The organism is Mesorhizobium sp. P171375 (assembly GCF_057786075.1).
The window spans coordinates 6,643,274-6,662,297 of the sequence record NZ_JBYNWF010000001.1 but is presented as its reverse complement, the minus strand read 5'-3'; the positions used below and the strand labels follow the sequence as shown (position 1 = coordinate 6,662,297).

Sequence of the window (19,024 nt, the reverse complement as noted above, 5' to 3'; positions counted from 1 at the left end):
CCCTGAAAGACGAAGCATGTACCGTTACGATGAGTTCGACCACGATTTTGTCCAGGCCCGCGTCGCCGAGTTCAGCGACCAGGTCGAGCGCCGGCTGTCCGGCGAGATCACCGAGGACCAGTTCCGGCCGCTCAGGCTGATGAACGGCGTCTATCTGCAGCTGCACGCCTACATGCTGCGCATCGCGGTGCCCTATGGCACGCTGAACGGCAAGCAATTGCGCATGCTCGGTCACATCGCGCGCAAATACGACAAGGGCTACGGCCACTTCACCACGCGCCAGAACATTCAGTTCAACTGGCCGGCGCTGTCGGACATTCCGGCGATCCTGGCCGATCTCGCTAGCGTCGAGATGCACGCCATCCAGACCAGCGGCAATTGTATCCGCAATGTCACCGCCGATCATTTTGCCGGCGCCGCCGCCGACGAAGTCGCCGATCCACGCCCCTATGCCGAGATCCTGCGGCAATGGTCGTCGGTGCATCCGGAATTCTCGTTCCTGCCCAGAAAATTCAAGATCGCGGTGACCGGGGCCGAGCGCGACCGCGCCGCCATCCAGACGCATGACATCGGCCTGCACCTGAAGAAGAACGCCGCCGGCGAGCTTGGCTTTGCGGTCTATGTCGGCGGTGGCCAGGGCCGCACGCCGATGGTGGCGAAGAAGATCCGCGACTTCCTGCCGGAAGCCGATCTTCTGTCCTACTGCACGGCGATCCTGCGCGTTTACAACCTCTTTGGCCGCCGCGACAACAAGTACAAGGCGCGCATCAAGATTCTGGTGCACGAGACCGGCGTCGAGGAAATTACCCGCCAAGTCGAGGCCGAATGGCAGGAATTGAAGGACGCCGAGCTGAAACTGCCGGAGGCCGACATCCGCGCCATCGACGCCTATTTCGCGCCGCCTCAGCTGGCGGATCGGCCGGAAGGCGACGCGGCGGTCAAGCTTGCACGATTGGATTCAAAGAGCTTCTCGGACTGGCTCGACCAGAATGTCGTGACGCATCGCCATCCCGACTATGCGGCGGTGACGATTTCGCTGAAGGGCATCGGCGAGGTGCCGGGTGACGCCACCGACAGCCAGATGGAAGCGGTTGCCGACATCGCCGAGAAATACGCCTTCGACGAGCTGCGCGTCAGCCATGAGCAGAACCTCATCCTGCCGCACGTGGCGCGCGCCGATCTGAAGGCGGTCTATGACGCGCTGGTCGATATCGGTCTGGCGACAGCCAATTCCAATCTGATCAGCGATATCATTTCCTGCCCCGGCCTCGACTATTGCGCGCTGGCGACGGCGCGCTCAATCCCGATCGCGCAGGAAATCTCGCTTCGCTTTGCTTCGCTGGAGCGGCAGCGCGAGATCGGCGAATTGAAGCTCAAGATTTCCGGCTGCATCAATGCCTGCGGCCACCACCATGTCGGCCATATCGGCATTCTCGGTGTCGAGAAGAAGGGCTCCGAGCTCTACCAGGTGACACTTGGCGGCTCGGCCGACGAGAACACCTCGGTCGGCGAGATCATCGGCCGCGGCTTTTCCTCGGAAGAGATCACCGACGCCATCGAGCAGATCGTCGACATTTATCTTGGCCTTCGGCTCAGTCCCAGTGAAAGATTCATCGACGCCTACCGCCGTGTCGGTCCCGCGCCGTTCAAGGAGGCGCTCTATGCTGGCGAAACCAAGGCCGCTTGACCGTATCGTCGACGTCGATGACAGCATCGCCGCCAAGGCGGCGGGCTTGGATGCGCTGTACGGACATCTGAAGCCGCTTGAGATCATCGAACGCGCGACCCGCGAGCTGTTTCATGACGAAATCGCCGCTGTCTCGTCCTTCGGCGCGGATTCGGCGGTGCTGTTGCACATGATCGCCAAGGTCGATCGAACGTTGCCGGTCATCTTCCTCGACACCGGCAAGCATTTCGAGGAAACGCTCGGCTATCGCGACGCACTCGCCGCCGATTTCGGGCTGACCAACATCAGGGTGATCAAGCCGGAGGAAGCTGCGCTCGAACGGATCGATCCGACCGGCAATCTGCACCAGAGCAACACCGATGCCTGCTGCGACGTGCGCAAAGTCGAGCCGCTGGCGCGGGGTGTGGCGCCCTTCCGTGCATGGTTCACCGGCCGCAAGCGCTTCCAGGCCTCGACGCGGGCGGCATTGCCGGTGTTCGAGGCGGTCGGCCCACGCGTGCGCATCAACCCGCTGGCGCATTGGACGACATCCGACCAGGCCGACTATATGCGGGCTCACGCGCTGCGCGAAAATCCCTTGGTTGCCTACGGCTATCTGTCGATCGGCTGCTTCCCGTGCACGCAGCCGGTGCAGCCGGGCGAGGATGCGCGCAGCGGCCGCTGGGCCGGTCACGCCAAGACCGAGTGCGGCATCCATCTGTCGGGGTTGGAGAAGTCGCTGACCGACGCTTCCCTTTAGGATATGCCGATATTCAGGTGAGGCCGGTCTGCAAATGGCGGCCTCCTGCGCTTCCGGTGCTCACGTACTTCAAGTACGCTCCGCTCCGGTTCTCGGAAGCCACCATTTTCGACTCGGCCTGACCTGAATCTCAACACATCCTTGGCCTGTTTGAATTTTAGGAATTCTCGATGACTGAACAGACGACACCGGAGACCCGGCTCTGGACCCCGACGGGTTTTCGTGAGGACGAGTGGGCGCATGCCGAAAGCGCCGAGGCGCTTTCGGGCAATGGCCGCTTCATCCTGCCGCTGCAGGCGTTTCTCGGCCTTGATGCCGAAGTGCGGCGTTCGGCCAAGGAGCGGCTGGGCGTGGTGCTGCAGCCCGGCGACCAGCTGGAGAAGATCGCCGATCTGCTCGACCAGCTGTCGCTGGTGGCCCTGGCCTTCCCGGCCTTCAACGACGGCCGCTCCTTCTCCAAGGGTGAGCTGCTGCGCAGCCGTTACCAGTTCGAGGGCGCCGTCCGCGCCACCGGGCAGGTCCTCGTCGACCAGCTGCCGCATATGCTGCGGCTCGGCTTCGACGAGTTCGAAATATCGAACCCAGTGCTGTTGAAACGGCTTGAAGAAGGCCGTATCGGCGGGCTCGGGCTGTATTACCAGCCGACCGAAGCCTCTGAGCCGAAGGGGCCGAAATACTCCTGGCGGCGCGTTCGCAACAGCTGACGCAGCGGTAATTCCACCCGCCTTTACATCGGCTGAAATCAAGCCTTCTCTTGGCTGTCCAGACGGAAACATCCGCGGGACGCCAGGGAGGAAGCCATGGATTTCGATTATGTCATCGCCGGCGGTGGCTCCGCCGGCTGCACGCTTGCCGCACGGCTCTCGGAAGATGCGTCGAAAACCGTCTGCCTGATCGAAGCCGGCGGCGAGGGAAAAAACCTGCTCATCCGCGCTCCGGCAGGCATCATCGCTTTGCTGCCGGGCCGGCCGAAGATCAACAATTGGGGATTGCAGACGGTGCCGCAGCAGGGGCTCGGCGGCCGCAAAGGCTACCAGCCGCGCGGCAAGGCGCTCGGTGGCTCCAGCGCTATCAATGCCATGCTTTACACGCGAGGGCACCGCGGCGATTACGACGAATGGGCCGGCCTCGGTTGCCAGGGCTGGTCGTGGAACGAGGTGCTGCCCTATTTCAAGCGCGCCGAAGGCAACCAGCGCGGCGCGGACGCGCTGCATGGCGGCGACGGGCCGCTCAGGGTCGGCGAACAGCAGGAGCCGCGCCCGATCGCGCGCGCCTTTGTCGAGGCTTGTGGTGAAAACCAGATCCGCCGCAATGACGATTTCAACGGGCCGGAACAGGAAGGGGCGGGGCTTTATCAGGTCACGCAATTCTGGGGTGGGGACCGAAATGGCGAGCGCTGCTCGGCGGCCGCCGCCTATCTGCATCCGGCGATGAACCGGCCGAACCTCACCGTTATCACCGGCGCGCATGCGACCGGCATTGTGCTCCACGGCAAGCGCGCCAGCGGGGTGCGCTATCGCAAGGGCAACAGCGAAGCGGTGGCGAAAGCCAGGCGCGAAGTCATCGTCTGCGGCGGCGCCTTCGGCTCGCCGCAGCTTCTGCTGTTATCCGGCATCGGCCCGGCGGCCGAACTTGCCATGCACGGGATTCCGGTCATCCACGAACTGCCCGGCGTCGGCAAGAACCTGCAGGACCATCTCGATTTCATCCTGGCCTGGACGTCGAAGAATGCCGACATGATGGGCATCGGCCTGCGCGGTCTGCCTGGCCTGCTCAGGCATACGGCGCGCTGGCGCAGAAACGGCACCGGCATGATCGCCACGCCCTATGCGGAAGGCGGCGCCTTCCTCAAATCCGACCCGGCGATCTATAGGCCCGATCTGCAGCTGCATTTCTGCATCGCCATCGTCGACGATCACGGCCGCAAGCTGCATCTGGGCTACGGGTTCTCCTGCCATGTCTGCGTGCTTCGGCCGCATTCGCGCGGCGAGGTCGGGCTGTCGAGCTCCGACCCGCTGGCGCCGCCGCGCATCGATCCACGCTTTTTGTCCGACGAGCGGGACGGAGACCTGCTGCTCAAGGGTGCCAGGATGATGCGCGCCATATTGGAGGCGCCGGCGCTGGCGAAATACCGCGACAAGGAAATCTACACCGCCGGCGTGTCCAGCGATGCCGAGCTGATGGCGCATATCAGGGCGCGCGCCGACACGATCTATCACCCCGTCGGCACCTGCAAGATGGGCGTCGACGCCATGGCGGTGGTCGATCCTGAGCTCAAGGTGCGCGGTCTGCAGGGGGTACGCGTTGTCGATGCCTCGGTCATGCCGACCTTGATCGGCGGCAACACCAACGCGCCGACCATCATGATCGCTGAAAAGGCGGCCGACATGATCATGGCCGCCTGACCTTTGAAGTCATTGGTCGGACCAAGCTTGATGTTTCTCCTGAGGCTGCGTCTGGATGGCCGGCATTCCGACGAGAAAAAGTCTTATCTGGTAAGACCAATTGTGCGATTTGAGCTTTCCCTGTCGCGAGCCTGCCCTTAGGATAGGGCCATTATTTCGCGATCCGAAATAATGGCCAGCAAGGGAGGAGACCGGCATGGCAGGCAAAAAGATATTGATGCTCGTTGACGAGTTCAGCGAGGAGTATGAGATTTTCGTCTTTGAACAGGCCATGCATGCGGTTGGCCACACGGTCCACGTCGTCTGCCCCGACAAGAAGGCCGGCGATATCTTGAAGACCTCGCTGCATGATTTCGAAGGCCACCAGACCTACACGGAAAAGCTCGGCCACGACTACATCCTGAACAAGACGTTTTCCGAGGTCGATCCGACGCAATACGACGCCGTCTATGCCGCCGGCGGGCGCGGTCCCGAATATATCCGCATCGACAAAAGGGTGCAGGCGCTGGTCAGGCATTTCCATGAAACCGGCAAGCCGATCTTCACCATCTGCCATGGTGTGCAGATCCTGATTGCGGTCGACGGCGTGGTGCGCGGCCGTGAGGTGGCGGCGTTGCAGTATTGCGAGCCGGAGGTGACGCTCGCCGGCGGCATCTATATCGATGTCGCGCCGACCGGCGCCCATGTCGACGGTAATCTGGTGTCGGCCAAGGGCTGGCCCGGCCTCGCCGCCTTCATGCGCGAATGTCTGAAGGTGCTCGGCACCGAGATCCGCGATGGCAAGGCTCTGATGCGCGACGAGCGCATGACCGCCTGAGCAGCATTTGGAAATAGCCGGTTCTGGAAATCGCCGCGCCTTGGCGCGGCGGTTTACTTCAGGCCATAGCCCGCGCTTCGCGAAACGAGATCAGCTTGCGGCGCTGTTCGTCCCACAGGGCCAGCTTGACGCAGCGCAGGCTGTCGAGCAGCGTGACGCGGCCGATGCCGCGCAGTTCCGGATAATCACGCAGCACTTCCTGCAGCCGGTAGCCCGGCACCTTGGCCGATAGATGGTGGACATGGTGGACGCCGATATTGCCGGTAAACCAGTTCAGCACCGGGGGCAGGTCGTAATAGGACGAGCCGTGCAGCGCGGCATGCTGGAACTCCCACTCTTCGTCCTTCGCCCATTCCGTCTCCTCGAACTGGTGCTGGACGTAGAACAGCCAGATGCCGGCCGAACCGGCGAGGACGACGATCGGCAGATGGACAACCAGGAAGGCGCCGGGGCCGATCCACCAGATGAGCAGAGCCGCGGCAATCGCAATGGCGAGATTCGTCGTCATCGACGACACCCAGGGCGTCAGGCCGCCGCGCATCATGCCGATCGGCAGTCTCTGCTCGAAGATGAACAGCCAGATCGGCCCGAGGCCGAACATCACCAGCGGATGGCGGTAAAGACGATAGGCCAGGCGCCCGCGCCATGACAGGCGCCGGTACTCGGCCAGAGTCAGCGTACGGATGTCGCCCATGCCGCGCTCGTCGAGGTTGCCGGCGCTGGCATGATGCACTGCATGAGCGCGGCGCCAGCAGTCGTAGGGCGTCAGCGTCAGCACGCCGAGCGCGCGGCCGATCCAGTCGTCGGCAGTACGGTTGGCGAAGAAGGAGCCGTGGCCGCAATCGTGCTGGATCATGAAGATCCGCACCAGAAAGCCGGCGGCGGGAAGGATGAGGACCAGGCCCCACCAGTGGCCGTAGGAATAGGCGGCCGAAGAGAGCGCCCACAGGGTGACGAAAGGAATGAGGGTGATGGCCAGTTCGAGGGTACTGCGCCGCCGGTCAGGCTTCTTGTAGCGCGCCAGAATCTTCAACCAGGCGCGCTTGCTGTTGGCGGCCGTCTCAGGGGAAATCATGTTCATCAGGAAGCATAGGCGTGGCTTGCCGTTGCCGCAAGGTACAGCTCACGCAAAATTACTGCGCGTAATTGTCGCGCGATTGCGTCGCTATTGCCGGCGTTGGCCGCCTGCCACGCTGGCTTCTATGCCGTCCAGACGGTCGAGCAGGTCCCGAAAATGCTCCGGAATGTCGGCCTCGGTGCGGAATGCCGGCAAGCTGCGCAGGAAGCGCTTCGTTGCCTCGGTGCCGAACTGGCGCTTGATATCGGCGGCGAGCTCTTCGTTCCTGTTGCCATTGTTGCCTGTCATTGTCCCAAAATCCTGTGTTGGCTTCGAAACTCCTCCAGCCACGGAATGGTTCCCCCATAGCGGGGTATTGGCAAGCAAAGCCGGCAATCACGGTAAAATTTGAATTAATTTCGAAAGACCTTCGCGATCCGTGCCAAGGTCCTCCGAACGGCCCCAAGCATCGCTTGCCCCTTGATTTTTGACCGCCAAACCTCGATATCGGGCGCAAATCCAAACCATTCGAATGACGGGAAACGGCGATGAGCGACCAGGCAAAAGACGAACGCGCGCCCGAGGATATCGAAACGGCCGAGGCCGAGCGCACGCAAGGCGGCATCGACGGCGACTATGAAGCGCTGGTGCGGCTGCTGAAGGAAAACGAGGAACTGAAGGACCGCGCGCTGCGCGTCGCGGCCGAGATGGAGAATCTGCGCCGCCGCACCGCCCGCGACGTGCATGACGCGCGCGCCTATGCGGTAGCCAATTTTGCCCGCGACATGCTGTCGGTGTCGGACAATCTGCGCCGCGCGCTCGATGCCATCCCGGCCGAGGCCAAGGCAGCCGGAGATGCCGGCTTCAAGGCGCTGATCGACGGCGTCGAGATCACCGAGCGCGCCATGCTGTCGGCGCTGGAGCGGCACGGGGTGAAGAAGCTTGAGCCGGAAGGCCAGAAGTTCGACCCGAATTTCCACCAGGCGATGTTCGAGGTGCCCAATCCCGATGTGCCAGCCAACACCGTGGTCCAGGTCGTGCAGCCGGGCTATTCGATCGGCGAGCGCGTGCTGCGGCCCGCCATGGTCGGCGTCGCCAAGGGCGGCCCCAAGATCGCGGCAGCCGAGGCGCCTGTCGAACCAGGCCCGGTGAACGAGCAGGCCGAGAAGGATGCGTAAATAAGGCATTAGGGGAGTAAGGCAGTAGGGCAGTAGGGAAGGGAGCCGTACCAGTGGTGCGGCTTCGTGCTAAGCATACTGCCCTACTGCCTTACTCCCCTGGTCTGCCATGAATCCCATCGACCTCCTCGACTATGCTGGCGTCGCCGTCTTTGCGGCGACCGGGGCGCTGGCGGCTTCGCGCAAGCAGCTCGACATTATCGGCTTCCTGTTCCTGGCCAGCGTCACCGGCATCGGCGGCGGCACACTGCGCGACGTCATCCTCAACCTGCCCGTCTTTTGGGTCGGCAGCTCAGGCTATGTGCTGATCTGCGCGGCCGTTGCGGTGCTGGTCTTCTTCATTGCCCACCGCGTCGAATCCCGCTGGAAATGGCTGCTCTGGCTCGATGCCATCGGATTGGCGGCCTTTTCGGTGATGGGCGCGGCCAAGGGACTGGCGATCACCGGTTCTCCGGTCGTCTCCGTCATTATGGGCGTGCTGACCGCCACATTCGGCGGCATCCTGCGCGATCTGCTGGCCGGCGAGCCGTCGGTGCTGCTGAGGCCCGAAATCTACGTCAGCGCGGCGCTGGCGGGCGCCGGCCTCTACACGCTTGGCGATCTTATCGGATTGCCGCCGGTCGCCTCGGACCTTGCCGGCTTTGTCGCGGCTTTCCTGGTGCGTGGCGGCGCGCTCAAATTCGGCTGGACGTTTCCGTCCTACAAGAGCCGGCCGGGACGGCGGCCGGAGGATATTCCGTAAGAGGGACGTGAGTAGGGATTAGTGAGTAGTCAGTAGGGGCAGGAACCCGCAGCGTGGTGGGTAGCCCCCTACTCACTACTGACTAATCCCTACTCACTAAACATCACGCCGCAAAGCGCTGCGCTTCGCCGCCATAATAGTTGACGTAGCGGGCGCCGATTTCCTTGACCGGCATCACCACGAACACATCGACGGTGGAGAATTCGCGGTCGATGACGCAGCCGTCGCCGATGCGGGCGCCGACGCGCAGATAGCCCTTGACCAGCGGCGGCATGGCCGCGATCGCCGCCTTGGCGTTTACCGCCTCGATCGGCATCAGGTCCATCGAGCAATAGCGCCCGGACACAGCCCGCACATCCCAGGCTGAGTTGGTGCGGCAGTGATGGGCAAGATAGGTAAGCGCCTCGGCATGCGCCGCCGGCACCGTGCCGTGGAACGAGGCACAGCCGGTCATCACACCGATCTCATAGTGCTTGATATAGGCCCAGATGCCTTGCCACAGCGCCTCGATGGTGCGCTTGGAGCGGTATTCCTTAAGAACGCAGGAGCGGCCGAGCTCAAGGAAGCGCTGTCCGGGATGACGGGCAATCAGCTTTGTCAACTCGAACTCGCCTTCGGAATAGAAGCCGCCGGCGGTCGCTGCGATTTCTTGCCGCAGCAGCCGATAAGTGCCGACGATGCGGCGATGCTCGGGTCCGGAAATCGAGGTGTCCAGCACCAGCAGATGGTCGCAGAGCGGGTCGAAACGGTCGGCATCACGCCGATCCTGTGCCTGGAACAGGTCCCTCCTGGCGCCAAGCTCGTCATAAAATACCCGGTAACGCACTTCCTGCGCGGCAGCGATCTCGGCTTCGTTGCGGGCAAGCCGCACTTCGAGATTACCGATCCGGCCCAGCGGTGCGCCTGTTGCGACGGCATCGGCGTTACGCGCGGCGAGCAAAGCACCGCCTGCATTGGGCCGAGTGTCACATTCCGGCATAACTGTATGCACGAGTGATTCTCCTTCGAGCCATCCCTCTTGGCACGGGGATACGGTGTAGGTGCAACAGGATTGTGACAGTACCGTGATACGGCGCAGCGAGCAATACTTCGTCGGCTGGCGAAAACCCTCAACCGGCTACCTTACGTGACGGCAGAGAGCACGTTGGGGCGGCCTCAGGCGGCCACCTGGCCTTCGACGGCATGGACCAGCGCGTCGGGGTCCAGCGGCTTGGTGACGAAGCCGCTGGCGCCATGGGCAAGCACCGTGTGGCGGGTCTTTTCCTGGCTGTCGGCCGAAAGCACCATGATCGGAACCGGCGGCACGGCCATTTCTTCCTCGTGGCGGCGGATCGCCGCGATTGCGTCCAGCCCGTCCATCACCGGCATGTGCAGATCCATCAGCACCACGTCGAAACGGTGTTTCAGCCCGGCTTCGGTGATTGCCTCGACCGCCGCCTTGCCGTTGCCGACGACTTTGACCCGATGCCCTGCCTTCAAAAGCGTGGCGCGGGCCAGCATGGCGTTGATGTCGTTGTCTTCGGCGATCAGCACCGACAGGCCCTGCTGGCGCCCGCCAACAGGCCGATGCGACGACGCCCCGCTTTTTTCCGGCTTCATGGGCAGGGGCAAAGCAGGGGCATGGCTGGTCAACAGCACGCGCATCAGCGTTTCGCCGCGCACCGGCCTTGCCAGGAAGGTGGCGTAGCCGCTGGCGCGGAATTCGCCAAGCATGCCGCGGTCGGTCGGCGCGATCAGCGTGATCGCCTCGCAATCGGCAAAGCCGCTCTGGCGCAGGCGCTTGAGCAGCCTGCCGTCGCTGTCTTCCATGGCGGCGTCGATCAACAGCGCGTCGCAATGTTCGGCGAAAGGCGTCGCCTGGGAAGCGGTCGCGGCCACATCGACGGCGCCGCCATGGGCGCGGATGGCACGGGCGATTGCATCAGCCTCTACAGCGTTCTTCGACACGATGACGGCGCGCCGGCCGACGAGGATATTCTGCCGGTTCTGCGGCGCTTCGGTGGCCCCTGTGGCCGGGATTTCGAAGACGAATTCAGATCCCTCGCCAAGCCGGCTCGACACCGAAATGGCGCCGCCCATGGCCGTCGCCAGTCGTCTCGATATGGCAAGGCCGAGGCCGGCGCCGCCATGGGTGCGGGTTGAGGTGCCGTCGGACTGTTCGAATTCCTCGAAGATGCGCTCCATATCCTCTTCGCGCAGGCCAGGGCCGGTGTCGGCCACGGTGAAGCAGATGCGGTCGCTGGTCTCGGTGCGGGCCCGCGCGACCGAGACCAGCACGCCGCCGGTGTCGGTGAACTTGACCGCGTTGCCGATGAGGTTGAGCAGCACCTGCCTCACTCTTCCCGGATCGGCTATGATCATCTGCGGCACGTCGGGCTCGACATAACAGCCGAGGCCGATGTTCTTGGCGAAGGCTTTCGCCGCCATCAGTTCGATGATGTTGTCGGCAATCTCGCGCAAAGATGTCGGCTGCGGCTCCGGGTCGAAGCGGCCGGCTTCGATCTTGGAATAATCGAGCAGGTCTTCGATGAGCGCCAAGAGGGCGCTGGCCGAGGTCGAGACGGCGGCGACATAGGTGCGCTGCTCCGGCGACAGATTGGTGTCGGCCAGTAGCTTGGCCATGCCCATGATGCCGTTCATCGGCGTGCGGATCTCATGGCTGACGGTGGCGAGGAAGCGCGACTTGGCCTGGCTGGCATATTCGGCGCGCTCCCGCGCGGTGATGAGCGAGGATTCGGCACGTTTGCGGGCGGTGATGTCGCGGGCAATCGCCCGGTGCGAAACGGCGCCGCTGTCCTTGTCGCGCACCGACAGTTCGATCCACGAAAACCAGCGCGGACCGTTCGGCGTGCGGATGGAGACGTCGGTGGAACTCAGGCATTCGTGATCCGAAAAGGCGGCGTCGGGAACGACCCCGACATCGATGCCGAGGTCGGCCAGCGTCCTGCCGGCAAGATCGCGCTGATCGGTTCCGACGAGGCTGGCGAAAACCTTGTTGGCATAGACGATGTGGCCGTCGCGGTCGCGGTGGACGACGAGGTCGCCGAGCGCATCGATCAGCCCGCGAAAGCGCTCCTCGCTCTCCTGCATCTCCCACATGCGGTCGGCCAGCGTCTCGATCTCGGCGCGGCTGCGGGCTGCGGTTTCGTCGAGCAGGGCGGTCGCGCGGTGGACGGTGTGGCGGTTGCGCCAGTGCATGGCGACGCCGCCAAGGCCGGTCGCCAGCAGGCCGAGCGTGATGAAGATCGGCGCGCCGGTGAGGTGGGACAGGCCCGCCAGCACGACACTGGCGACCACGGTCAAGAACAGCAGGCCCTCGTGCGTGGCGCGCGGAAAATCCGGCGCCAGCGGCGGTGGGACAACATGCTGCCGCTTCGGCGTCGCCGGGCTCGGCCCGTCGACGCTCTCGGCTCGGTTCTTCTCTTTCCTGACGGACTCCGCGATCATGCGGAAATCCTTGCCAGATAGAGATTATGGAAAAGCGCGGCGGATCGTTCGAATTTTAGCGGTCACGCGTTTTTGGCGGTTTTCCGCATCTCATAATCTTTTCCGAAAACCGGATTTCACTTTTCGGGATCATGCTTCGGGGCCTCACATATCCACGACCACGCGCCCCCTGATCTTGCCCTCGACGATGTCGTGGGCGGCGGCGATGATGCCGTCGAAGCCGATTGTCGTCGACAGGCCGGCAAGTTTCTTGAGGTCGAGATCGGTGCCGATGCGGCGCCAGGCTTCCAGGCGCACAGCCTTGGGCGCCATCACCGAATCGATGCCAAGCAGCGAGACGCCACGCAGGATGAACGGTGCGACGCTCGACGGCAGATCCATGCCGCCGGCCAGGCCGCAAGCGGCGACCGCGCCTCCGTAGGCGGTCATCGACAGCACATTGGCCAGAGTGTGGCTGCCGACGGCATCGATGCCGCCGGCCCAGCGCTCCTTGGCCAGCGGCTTGGCCGGCTGGGAGAGTTCGTCGCGCGAAATCACTTCGGCGGCACCGAGGTCGATCAGATAGGGGCTTTCGGCGTGGCGGCCCGTCGAAGCGATGACATGGTAGCCGAGGCTGGACAGGATCGAGACCGCGACCGAGCCGACGCCGCCGGCGGCACCCGTCACCACCACCGGGCCGCGATCCGGCAGGATGCCGTGCCGCTCCAGCGCCATGACACACAGCATCGCCGTATAGCCGGCGGTGCCGACCGCCATCGCATCGTGGGCGCTGATGCCGTCGGGCAACGGCACCAGCCAGTCGCCCTTGACACGGGCGCGCCCGGCATAGGCGCCGAAATGCGTTTCGCCGATACCCCAGCCGTTGAGGATGACCTTGTCGCCCTTGCGCCAGTCGGCGTGCGATGACGAGAGAACGGTACCGGCGAAATCAATGCCCGGCACCAGCGGCCAGCGGCGGATCACCGGCGCCTTGCCCGTGATCGCCAGCCCATCCTTGTAGTTGACCGTCGTCGCCTCGACCGCGACGGTGACATCGCCTTCCATCAGATCGGCTTCGCCGAGATCGACGATTTCGACCGACTGCTTTTTTTCGGCATCGCGCGAAACGCGGATGGCTTTGAAGGTTTCGGACATTTTTTCTCCTCGGTCGAGCAGCTGTGAAGATCGGCAAAGGCTGGCCGGACTGTGCGGCGACTGTCCGGCGCGGTCAATTGGTCAAAAGACGGCGCCGTTCAAGCGTCCGGGCTTTGCGGCTTTGCCTCTCGGCGCCAGCCGATGAGTTCATCGAAGACGACCAGCGCGGCACCCACAGAAATGAAAGCGTCGGCGAGGTTGAAGACGGCGAAGGACCATACCGGCGTGTGGAACAGTATGTAGTCGATGACGTGGCCGTAGACGGCGCGGTCGATCAGATTGCCGAGCGCCCCACCGATGATCAGCGCAAAGCCGATGCGGGCCAGCACATGGCCGGCCGGGGTGCGCGTCGCCAGATAAAGCACGAAGGCGACGACGAGAACGGCAATGACGACCAGGCCGGTGTCGCCGAAGGACGAGAACATCGAAAAGGCAATGCCGGTGTTGTAGGTGCGGTAGAGCGCCAGGAACGGCACCAGATCGAGCTTTTCCTGGAAAGCGAGGCCGGTTTCGACCAGATGCTTTATCCATTGGTCGAGCGCGATTGCCGCTACCACCAGCAGCGCGTAGGGGAACCATGATTTCACGATTTAGCGTCCTCGGGAGCAAGCTTCAGGGCGCCGCGCCGGATCTCGAACAGCATGACGCCGGTGGCGACCGCAAGGTTGAGTGAATCGGCGCGGCCGGCCTGCGGAATCCGGAGCAGCCGGTCGCAGCTTTCGGCCAGATTGTGGGGCAGGCCCTGCTGTTCGTTGCCCATCATCAGCAGCACCGGCCCCCTGGAGAAATCGACCGAGCGGTAATCAACCGCACCCTTGAGATGGGTACCGACGACAAGGCCCGAGAAGCTGTTTCGCCAGGCCAGGAACGCTTCGGACGTGGCCCTGGTTACCGGCACAGCGAAGATCGAGCCCATGGTGGCGCGTACGGTTTCGACAGAGAAAGGATCGGTGGTCTCGCCGACCAGGATGACTCCCTTGGCGCCGACAGCATCGACGGTGCGGATGACGGTGCCGAGATTGCCGGGGTCGCGCACCCGGTCGAGCGCCACCCAGACATCGCCGTCGTGGGCGCGGATGTCCTTCAACGGCAGAAGTTTCTGCTGGAAGACGCCGACCACCATTTGCGGATTGTCGCGACGGGTGATGGCGACCAGCACCTTTTCCGACACTTCGAGCACGGTGCCGCCGGCGGCAACCGTGCGCGCCGCTACCTTTTCGACCGCCGCATTGCCACGACCGGCCTTGGCGAAGACCAGCGTCTTGATCGACCAGCCGAGGTCGAGCGCGTCGATGACCAGCTTCAGCCCTTCGGCCATGAAGGCATTCTGCTGGTCGCGGAATTTCTTCTGGGCGAGCGCCTTGATGTCCTTGATCAACGGGTTGGCGAGGCTGGTGACTTCCTTCACCTGCCCCGGCGCGCCAGCGTGCCGCTCATTCATCTATGACTCCCGGGCATTCAGGTCCCCCGGGCATTCAGGCCACCCAGCGCGAAAACAGCGATGTCGACAGCGCCCGCCCAGCGGATTGCTCACGGATGATCAGTTCGCCTGACTCAACCGCGCCGCCCATGCCGGCGAAGGTGTCGCGCATCAGGGCATGGATGGCGAAGAAGGAGGCGCGGATCGAATAGGCGGTCAGCACCACGGCCAGCGGCTTCGGCGTCAGGATCGCGCGGCAAAGGTCGGTCAGGCCAGGCAGGTCCTCGAACAATTGCCAGACCTCGCCCTTGGGGCCGCGACCATAGGCGGGGGGGTCGAACAGGATGATGTCGTAGCGGCTGCCGCGGCGCTCCTCGCGCTCGGCGAATTTCACTGCGTCGTCGACGATCCAGCGGATCGGCTTGCTGCCGAGGCCGGCCATTTCCTGGTTTTCGCGGGCCCAGCCGATCGCCTTCTTCGAGGCATCGACATGGGTAACTTCGGCGCCGGCTCGGGCTGCTACGAGAGAAGCGAGCCCGGTGTAGCCGAACAGGTTCAGCACCTTGACCGGGCGCTTCGCCGCCGCGATCAGGCTGGCCATATGGTCCCAGTGCGAGGCCTGCTCGGGGAAGACGCCGACGTGGCGAAACGAGGTGAAGCGGCCGAGATAATCGATGCCGTCATGCTTCATCGGCCAGGTCTCGCCAAGCGGCATTTTCGGAAAACGCCAGCGGCCGATGCCCTCCTCGTCGGTGTCGCCGGTGAAGATGGCGTCGGCGCGGTCCCAGTCCCTTGCCGGCAAGGCCTTTTGCCAGATCGCCTGGCCTTCGGGCCGCACGATGCGGTAGGGCCCGTATTGTTCGAGTTTTTCGCCGGCGCCACTGTCGAGCAGCGCATAATCCTGATTGGGCGCTACTTCGAGGATCACCGGCAGGCGTTCGGCGGGCAGGGCGCCGTCGCGACGCGCAAGCAGGCGCGGCGCCGGCTTCGGATCAAACCGGTCGTCCGGTTTTGTTTCGTGGCGCTTGGCTTCCGGTCGGACTGGCGCAGCGGCTGGCTGCGGCCGCACGAGTTCGGCCCTGCCCTTTGCGGGCGGACGGTTGTCGCGGCGTTTGTCGCGAAAAGACTTCAAGCAGGAACGTCTCCGGAGGCGGCAGGCCGCTTTTGACATAGGGTCACCGGCTGCGCAAACAAAATGGTCCAACATACGAATCTCCGAGGTAGTGGACCTCGCCTGAGGAAACAGGCAAATCTGGGCGATGTCCCGTTCCGAACGCCTGCTTGACCTGATCCAGATCCTGCGCCGGCATCGCCGGCCGGTCAGCGGCCGCACGCTTGCCGGCGAGATGAATGTGTCGATCCGCACGCTCTATCGCGACATCGCCACGCTGCAGGGGCAAGGCGCGCCGATCGAGGGCGAGGCGGGGCTGGGCTATGTGCTGAAGCCCGGCTTCATGCTGCCGCCGCTGATGTTCACCGACGAGGAGATCGAGGCCATTGTGCTCGGATCGCGTTGGGTTGCCAGACAACCGGACAAGCGTCTCTCGGCCGCGGCCGCCGACGCGCTGGCCAAGATCGCCGCGGTGCTGCCGGACGATCTGCGCGAGGACCTCGATGCAAACACACTGCTGGTCGGGCCGCGCAGCGATGCCGTCGAAGGTATCGATCTTGGACTTGTTCGCCAGGCGATCCGCAATGAGCGAAAACTCGGCTTTATCTATCGCGACGCCGGTGGCGCCGCTTCGCAGCGCATGGTCTGGCCGTTTGCGATCGGCTTCTTTGACAAGGTGCGGGTGATGGTCGCCTGGTGCGAGACGCGCCAGGATTTCCGCCACTTTCGAGCTGATCGCATGTCCGCTCTCAACGCCACCGAAACCCGCTATCCGCGCCGCCGGCAGGCGCTGCTGAAGGAATGGCGCGTGACGTTGGATGCGCCAAAGCGCCAAACTGACGCGTGATGCTTCCTTTTACGAGTTGGCGAATCACTGCTGCCAGAATCTGACAGTGGGGCCGCCTATGCTCCTCCAATCGAAACCCTGGAGAGCAGGCATGAACACCCCTAATTTCGTCATCCTCTATGTCGACAGCCCGGAGCGGAGCGGTGACTTTTACAGCGCGCTGTTGGGGCGCCAGCCGGTGGAGGCAGCGCCAACCTTTGTGCTGTTCGTGCTCGACAATGGCTTCAAGTTCGGCCTGTGGTCGCGTCACACGGTGGAGCCGTCGGCCGCCGCAGCGGGTGGTGGTGCGGAGCTCGTCTTTGCGTTGGACCGGGCTGATGCGGTGGACGCAGCCCATAAGGACTGGGCAGGGCGCGGCCTGGCCATCCTGCAAACGCCGACCGACATGGATTTCGGCCGCACCTTCGTTGCGCTCGATCCCGACAACCACCGGCTGCGCGTCTGTTGGCTGAACGACGGAGAACAGGGATGAGTGCCCATTGGGTCGCGGTGGCTTCCGCCGAACATGTGCGGCGCGGCCGCGAGGCCGGCTTCATGCAGGTCAACCACGGCAAGGCGGCACCGCTGCGCCGCATCAAGCCCGGCGACGGCATCGTCTACTACTCGCCGACCACAATTCTGCGCGAGAAGGACCACCTGCAGACCTTCACGGCGATCGGCACCGTGCGCGAAGGCGAACCTTACCAGGGCGACATGGGCGCCGGTTTCACACCGTTTCGTAGGGATGTCGAATGGGCCAAGGCGGACGAAGCGCCGATCAAGCCGCTGCTCGAACAACTCGACTTCACCAAGGGCAAGTCGAACTGGGGCTACCAGCTGCGCTTTGGCCTGTTCGAAATCACCGCGCATGATTTCTCGCTGATCGCCGAGGCGATGGGCGCCGAAACCACGAAGGCAGCCTAGGTCTTCAGCTCCCCGGATTGGCACGGCCATGGTGACAAGGCTGCTGACGCCAAGCTGTCAGCAGTCTTGTGCGACAAGCGCATCGTCACCTGATCCGCCGCGCCTCTCCAAGGAGAATAGTATGGACTTCGTCTCGATCCGCATCATCACCGACCAGATCAAACCTCTGGTGGCATTCTACGAAACGATCACCGGGCTTAGCGCAACCTGGTTCACCGACGATTTCGCCGAGCTGGCAACGCCCTCCTGCACGCTGGCGATCGGCAACACACGCACTCTGGCCCTGTTGGGAACGGGTGTGGCGCAGCCGGCCGCCAATCGATCAGCGATCATCGAGTTTCGCGTCAGCGACGTCGATGCGGAGTACAGCAGGCTGGCGAAAATCATTCGCGGCTTCGTACAGACGCCGACGACAATGCCGTGGGGTAACAGATCGCTGCTGCTGCGCGATCCCGATGGCAATCTGGTGAACTTCTTCACTCCGGTCAGTGCGGAAGCAATCCGGAAATTCGATCGCAAGGCTGGCGCCGTAGCGCCGGCCGACGCTACGGCTTGAGGGCGTTGTAGACGGCAATGCCGGCGGCGAGGTCCTCGAGCGCCGCGCCGACAGACTTGAACAGCGTGATCTCACCGGGGCTCTGCCGGCCCTGTTTTTCGCCGCGCGCCAGTTCATGCAGATCGGCGACGATGGCTTCCGATTTCAACACGCCGGAGGCGAGCGGCTGGACGATGTCACCGGCTTCCTTGGTGGCGCCGGCGCGGGTGTCGACATAGATGCGGGCGCGCGTGATCGCATCGTCATCGCTTTCGCGCATGGTCGGCGTGAAGCCGCCGACCAGATCGACATGCGCGCCCGGTTTCAAGAGCGCGCCCTTGACGAGCGGCGTCGTCGTGATGGTCGCCGATGAGACGATGTCGGCCTGAGCAAGCTCGGCGTCGAGATCGCTAGCGGCTTCAGCGTTGAAACCTTCCTCGCGCAAATCGGCCGCAACCTTTTCGGCATTGGCCGGCGTGCGGTTCCAGATGCGGATGGTCTTGATCGGCCGAACCGCCGAATGCGCCTTGGCCAGGAATGGCGACAGCGCGCCGGCGCCGACCACCAGAAGCCGTGAGGCGTCCTCGCGGGCGAGATAGGAGGCGGCGAGCGCCGAGGCGCAAGCGGTGCGCCACTGCGTCAGCCGCTGGCCGTCGATCAGCGCCTCGGGCTCGCCGGTGGCGCCGTTGAGCAAGAGGTAGAGCCCCATGACAGCCGGTTTGCCGATGGCGTTGTTGTCGGGCGATACGGTTACGATCTTGACGCCGATATGACCGCCCGCCGATGTGCCGGCGGCATGGAAGTCGGTCCAGGCCGGCATCAAAAGCAGCGTCGATGTGGCACCGTCGGGCCGCTCGACCCCGTGGTGATGGCGGACGGGCTGCACAGCACCCTCGCGGAAGGCCGCGCGCAATGTCTCGACCAGTCCGGGAAAGCTCAGCGCCTGGTCGACAGCGTCGGCCGAAATGGTCAGCATGCAAAACTCCGCGAAGGTAAAATCGC

At 63.9% G+C, this 19,024-nt stretch carries 20 protein-coding genes; 11 read left to right on the top strand and 9 right to left on the bottom strand.

Going from position 1 to position 19,024, the window contains the following annotated elements:
- Window positions 1-16: 16 nt before the first annotated feature.
- The 5 genes from ACYHH6_RS32510 (at window position 17) to ACYHH6_RS32490 (ending at window position 5,648) form a co-directional block, all read left to right on the top strand.
- Complete coding sequence (locus ACYHH6_RS32510; protein WP_352585688.1) at window positions 17-1,687, top strand: nitrite/sulfite reductase; 1,671 nt, start codon at window positions 17-19, stop codon at window positions 1,685-1,687.
- Entirely contained in the window at window positions 1,662-2,426 is a 765-nt protein-coding gene (locus tag ACYHH6_RS32505) for a phosphoadenylyl-sulfate reductase (protein ID WP_352585690.1), read from the top strand. Before ACYHH6_RS32510 ends, ACYHH6_RS32505 begins: the two co-directional genes overlap by 26 nt.
- Before the next feature lie 170 nt (window positions 2,427-2,596).
- The gene (locus ACYHH6_RS32500; RefSeq protein ID WP_352585691.1) at window positions 2,597-3,130 is read left to right on the top strand and encodes a DUF934 domain-containing protein; all 534 of its coding nucleotides are present in this window, start codon (window positions 2,597-2,599) and stop codon (window positions 3,128-3,130) included.
- Between the two features lie 96 nt (window positions 3,131-3,226).
- Window positions 3,227-4,831: a GMC family oxidoreductase gene (locus ACYHH6_RS32495; protein WP_352585693.1), complete on the top strand. Its 1,605-nt coding sequence runs from the start codon at window positions 3,227-3,229 to the stop codon at window positions 4,829-4,831.
- Between the two features lie 196 nt (window positions 4,832-5,027).
- Entirely contained in the window at window positions 5,028-5,648 is a 621-nt protein-coding gene (locus ACYHH6_RS32490; RefSeq protein ID WP_352585695.1) for a DJ-1/PfpI family protein, read from the top strand.
- Window positions 5,649-5,706: 58 nt separating this feature from the next.
- Here ACYHH6_RS32490 and ACYHH6_RS32485 read toward each other — a convergent pair whose 3' ends face one another.
- Together ACYHH6_RS32485 and ACYHH6_RS32480 are read right to left on the bottom strand one after the other, a co-directional pair.
- The gene (locus ACYHH6_RS32485) at window positions 5,707-6,729 is read right to left on the bottom strand and encodes a fatty acid desaturase (RefSeq protein WP_352585696.1); all 1,023 of its coding nucleotides are present in this window, start codon (window positions 6,727-6,729) and stop codon (window positions 5,707-5,709) included.
- Window positions 6,730-6,813: 84 nt separating this feature from the next.
- On the bottom strand, window positions 6,814-7,014 hold the full coding sequence (locus ACYHH6_RS32480; RefSeq protein WP_352585698.1) for a hypothetical protein: 201 nt from the start codon (window positions 7,012-7,014) through the stop codon (window positions 6,814-6,816).
- Between the two features lie 239 nt (window positions 7,015-7,253).
- Here ACYHH6_RS32480 and grpE point away from each other — a divergent pair, with 239 nt between their 5' ends.
- The gene (gene grpE / locus ACYHH6_RS32475; protein WP_352585700.1) at window positions 7,254-7,883 is read left to right on the top strand and encodes a nucleotide exchange factor GrpE; all 630 of its coding nucleotides are present in this window, start codon (window positions 7,254-7,256) and stop codon (window positions 7,881-7,883) included.
- Between the two features lie 109 nt (window positions 7,884-7,992).
- Complete coding sequence (locus tag ACYHH6_RS32470; RefSeq protein ID WP_352585702.1) at window positions 7,993-8,625, top strand: trimeric intracellular cation channel family protein; 633 nt, start codon at window positions 7,993-7,995, stop codon at window positions 8,623-8,625.
- 103 nt (window positions 8,626-8,728) lie between these two features.
- Here the strand turns inward: ACYHH6_RS32470 and olsB are convergent, their stop codons facing one another.
- The 6 genes from olsB to ACYHH6_RS32440 form a co-directional block, all read right to left on the bottom strand.
- The gene (gene olsB / locus ACYHH6_RS32465; RefSeq protein WP_435053288.1) at window positions 8,729-9,604 is read right to left on the bottom strand and encodes a l-ornithine N(alpha)-acyltransferase; all 876 of its coding nucleotides are present in this window, start codon (window positions 9,602-9,604) and stop codon (window positions 8,729-8,731) included.
- A gap of 176 nt (window positions 9,605-9,780) precedes the next feature.
- Window positions 9,781-12,072: a PAS domain-containing sensor histidine kinase gene (locus ACYHH6_RS32460; protein ID WP_352585706.1), complete on the bottom strand. Its 2,292-nt coding sequence runs from the start codon at window positions 12,070-12,072 to the stop codon at window positions 9,781-9,783.
- 144 nt (window positions 12,073-12,216) lie between these two features.
- Complete coding sequence (gene acuI, locus ACYHH6_RS32455; RefSeq protein ID WP_352585708.1) at window positions 12,217-13,206, bottom strand: acrylyl-CoA reductase (NADPH); 990 nt, start codon at window positions 13,204-13,206, stop codon at window positions 12,217-12,219.
- A gap of 98 nt (window positions 13,207-13,304) precedes the next feature.
- On the bottom strand, window positions 13,305-13,793 hold the full coding sequence (gene lspA, locus ACYHH6_RS32450) for a signal peptidase II (protein WP_352585710.1): 489 nt from the start codon (window positions 13,791-13,793) through the stop codon (window positions 13,305-13,307).
- A complete protein-coding gene (locus ACYHH6_RS32445; RefSeq protein WP_352585712.1) occupies window positions 13,790-14,647 on the bottom strand; it encodes a TrmH family RNA methyltransferase in 858 nt (285 codons plus the stop codon). Before ACYHH6_RS32445 ends, lspA begins: the two co-directional genes overlap by 4 nt.
- Window positions 14,648-14,681: 34 nt before the next feature.
- Entirely contained in the window at window positions 14,682-15,758 is a 1,077-nt protein-coding gene (locus tag ACYHH6_RS32440) for an RsmD family RNA methyltransferase (protein WP_352585713.1), read from the bottom strand.
- Window positions 15,759-15,885: 127 nt separating this feature from the next.
- Between ACYHH6_RS32440 and ACYHH6_RS32435 the strand changes: the two genes are divergently transcribed.
- From ACYHH6_RS32435 to ACYHH6_RS32420, 4 genes are all read left to right on the top strand, one after another.
- Window positions 15,886-16,584: a helix-turn-helix transcriptional regulator gene (locus ACYHH6_RS32435; RefSeq protein ID WP_352585715.1), complete on the top strand. Its 699-nt coding sequence runs from the start codon at window positions 15,886-15,888 to the stop codon at window positions 16,582-16,584.
- A gap of 91 nt (window positions 16,585-16,675) precedes the next feature.
- Window positions 16,676-17,056, top strand: a complete 381-nt coding sequence (locus tag ACYHH6_RS32430) for a VOC family protein (RefSeq protein WP_352585716.1) — start codon at window positions 16,676-16,678, stop codon at window positions 17,054-17,056.
- Window positions 17,053-17,487 (top strand): EVE domain-containing protein, encoded by a 435-nt coding sequence (locus ACYHH6_RS32425; RefSeq protein WP_352585718.1) that lies wholly within the window; start codon window positions 17,053-17,055, stop codon window positions 17,485-17,487. The genes ACYHH6_RS32430 and ACYHH6_RS32425 overlap by 4 nt, the downstream gene beginning before the upstream one ends.
- A 121-nt stretch (window positions 17,488-17,608) precedes the next feature.
- Window positions 17,609-18,043 carry a VOC family protein gene (locus ACYHH6_RS32420; RefSeq protein ID WP_352585720.1) on the top strand — a complete coding sequence of 145 codons (435 nt, stop codon included), beginning with the start codon at window positions 17,609-17,611 and terminating at the stop codon, window positions 18,041-18,043.
- On the opposite strand, the gene lhpI is transcribed toward ACYHH6_RS32420, so the two are convergent.
- Window positions 18,033-18,998, bottom strand: a complete 966-nt coding sequence (lhpI, locus tag ACYHH6_RS32415; RefSeq protein ID WP_112562692.1) for a bifunctional Delta(1)-pyrroline-2-carboxylate/Delta(1)-piperideine-2-carboxylate reductase — start codon at window positions 18,996-18,998, stop codon at window positions 18,033-18,035. The genes ACYHH6_RS32420 and lhpI overlap by 11 nt on opposite strands.
- Window positions 18,999-19,024 lie beyond the last annotated feature (26 nt).

Coding starts and splice junctions, on each gene's coding strand:
- ACYHH6_RS32510 (WP_352585688.1), top strand. CDS start 17: ATGTACCGTTACGATGAGTTCGACCACGATTTTGTCCAGGCCCGCGTC.
- ACYHH6_RS32505 (WP_352585690.1), top strand. CDS start 1,662: ATGCTGGCGAAACCAAGGCCGCTTGACCGTATCGTCGACGTCGATGAC.
- ACYHH6_RS32500 (WP_352585691.1), top strand. CDS start 2,597: ATGACTGAACAGACGACACCGGAGACCCGGCTCTGGACCCCGACGGGT.
- ACYHH6_RS32495 (WP_352585693.1), top strand. CDS start 3,227: ATGGATTTCGATTATGTCATCGCCGGCGGTGGCTCCGCCGGCTGCACG.
- ACYHH6_RS32490 (WP_352585695.1), top strand. CDS start 5,028: ATGGCAGGCAAAAAGATATTGATGCTCGTTGACGAGTTCAGCGAGGAG.
- ACYHH6_RS32485 (WP_352585696.1), bottom strand. CDS start 6,729: ATGAACATGATTTCCCCTGAGACGGCCGCCAACAGCAAGCGCGCCTGG.
- ACYHH6_RS32480 (WP_352585698.1), bottom strand. CDS start 7,014: ATGACAGGCAACAATGGCAACAGGAACGAAGAGCTCGCCGCCGATATC.
- grpE (WP_352585700.1), top strand. CDS start 7,254: ATGAGCGACCAGGCAAAAGACGAACGCGCGCCCGAGGATATCGAAACG.
- ACYHH6_RS32470 (WP_352585702.1), top strand. CDS start 7,993: ATGAATCCCATCGACCTCCTCGACTATGCTGGCGTCGCCGTCTTTGCG.
- olsB (WP_435053288.1), bottom strand. CDS start 9,604: ATGCCGGAATGTGACACTCGGCCCAATGCAGGCGGTGCTTTGCTCGCC.
- ACYHH6_RS32460 (WP_352585706.1), bottom strand. CDS start 12,072: ATGATCGCGGAGTCCGTCAGGAAAGAGAAGAACCGAGCCGAGAGCGTC.
- acuI (WP_352585708.1), bottom strand. CDS start 13,206: ATGTCCGAAACCTTCAAAGCCATCCGCGTTTCGCGCGATGCCGAAAAA.
- ACYHH6_RS32445 (WP_352585712.1), bottom strand. CDS start 14,647: ATGAATGAGCGGCACGCTGGCGCGCCGGGGCAGGTGAAGGAAGTCACC.
- ACYHH6_RS32435 (WP_352585715.1), top strand. CDS start 15,886: ATGTCCCGTTCCGAACGCCTGCTTGACCTGATCCAGATCCTGCGCCGG.
- ACYHH6_RS32430 (WP_352585716.1), top strand. CDS start 16,676: ATGAACACCCCTAATTTCGTCATCCTCTATGTCGACAGCCCGGAGCGG.
- ACYHH6_RS32425 (WP_352585718.1), top strand. CDS start 17,053: ATGAGTGCCCATTGGGTCGCGGTGGCTTCCGCCGAACATGTGCGGCGC.
- ACYHH6_RS32420 (WP_352585720.1), top strand. CDS start 17,609: ATGGACTTCGTCTCGATCCGCATCATCACCGACCAGATCAAACCTCTG.
- lhpI (WP_112562692.1), bottom strand. CDS start 18,998: ATGCTGACCATTTCGGCCGACGCTGTCGACCAGGCGCTGAGCTTTCCC.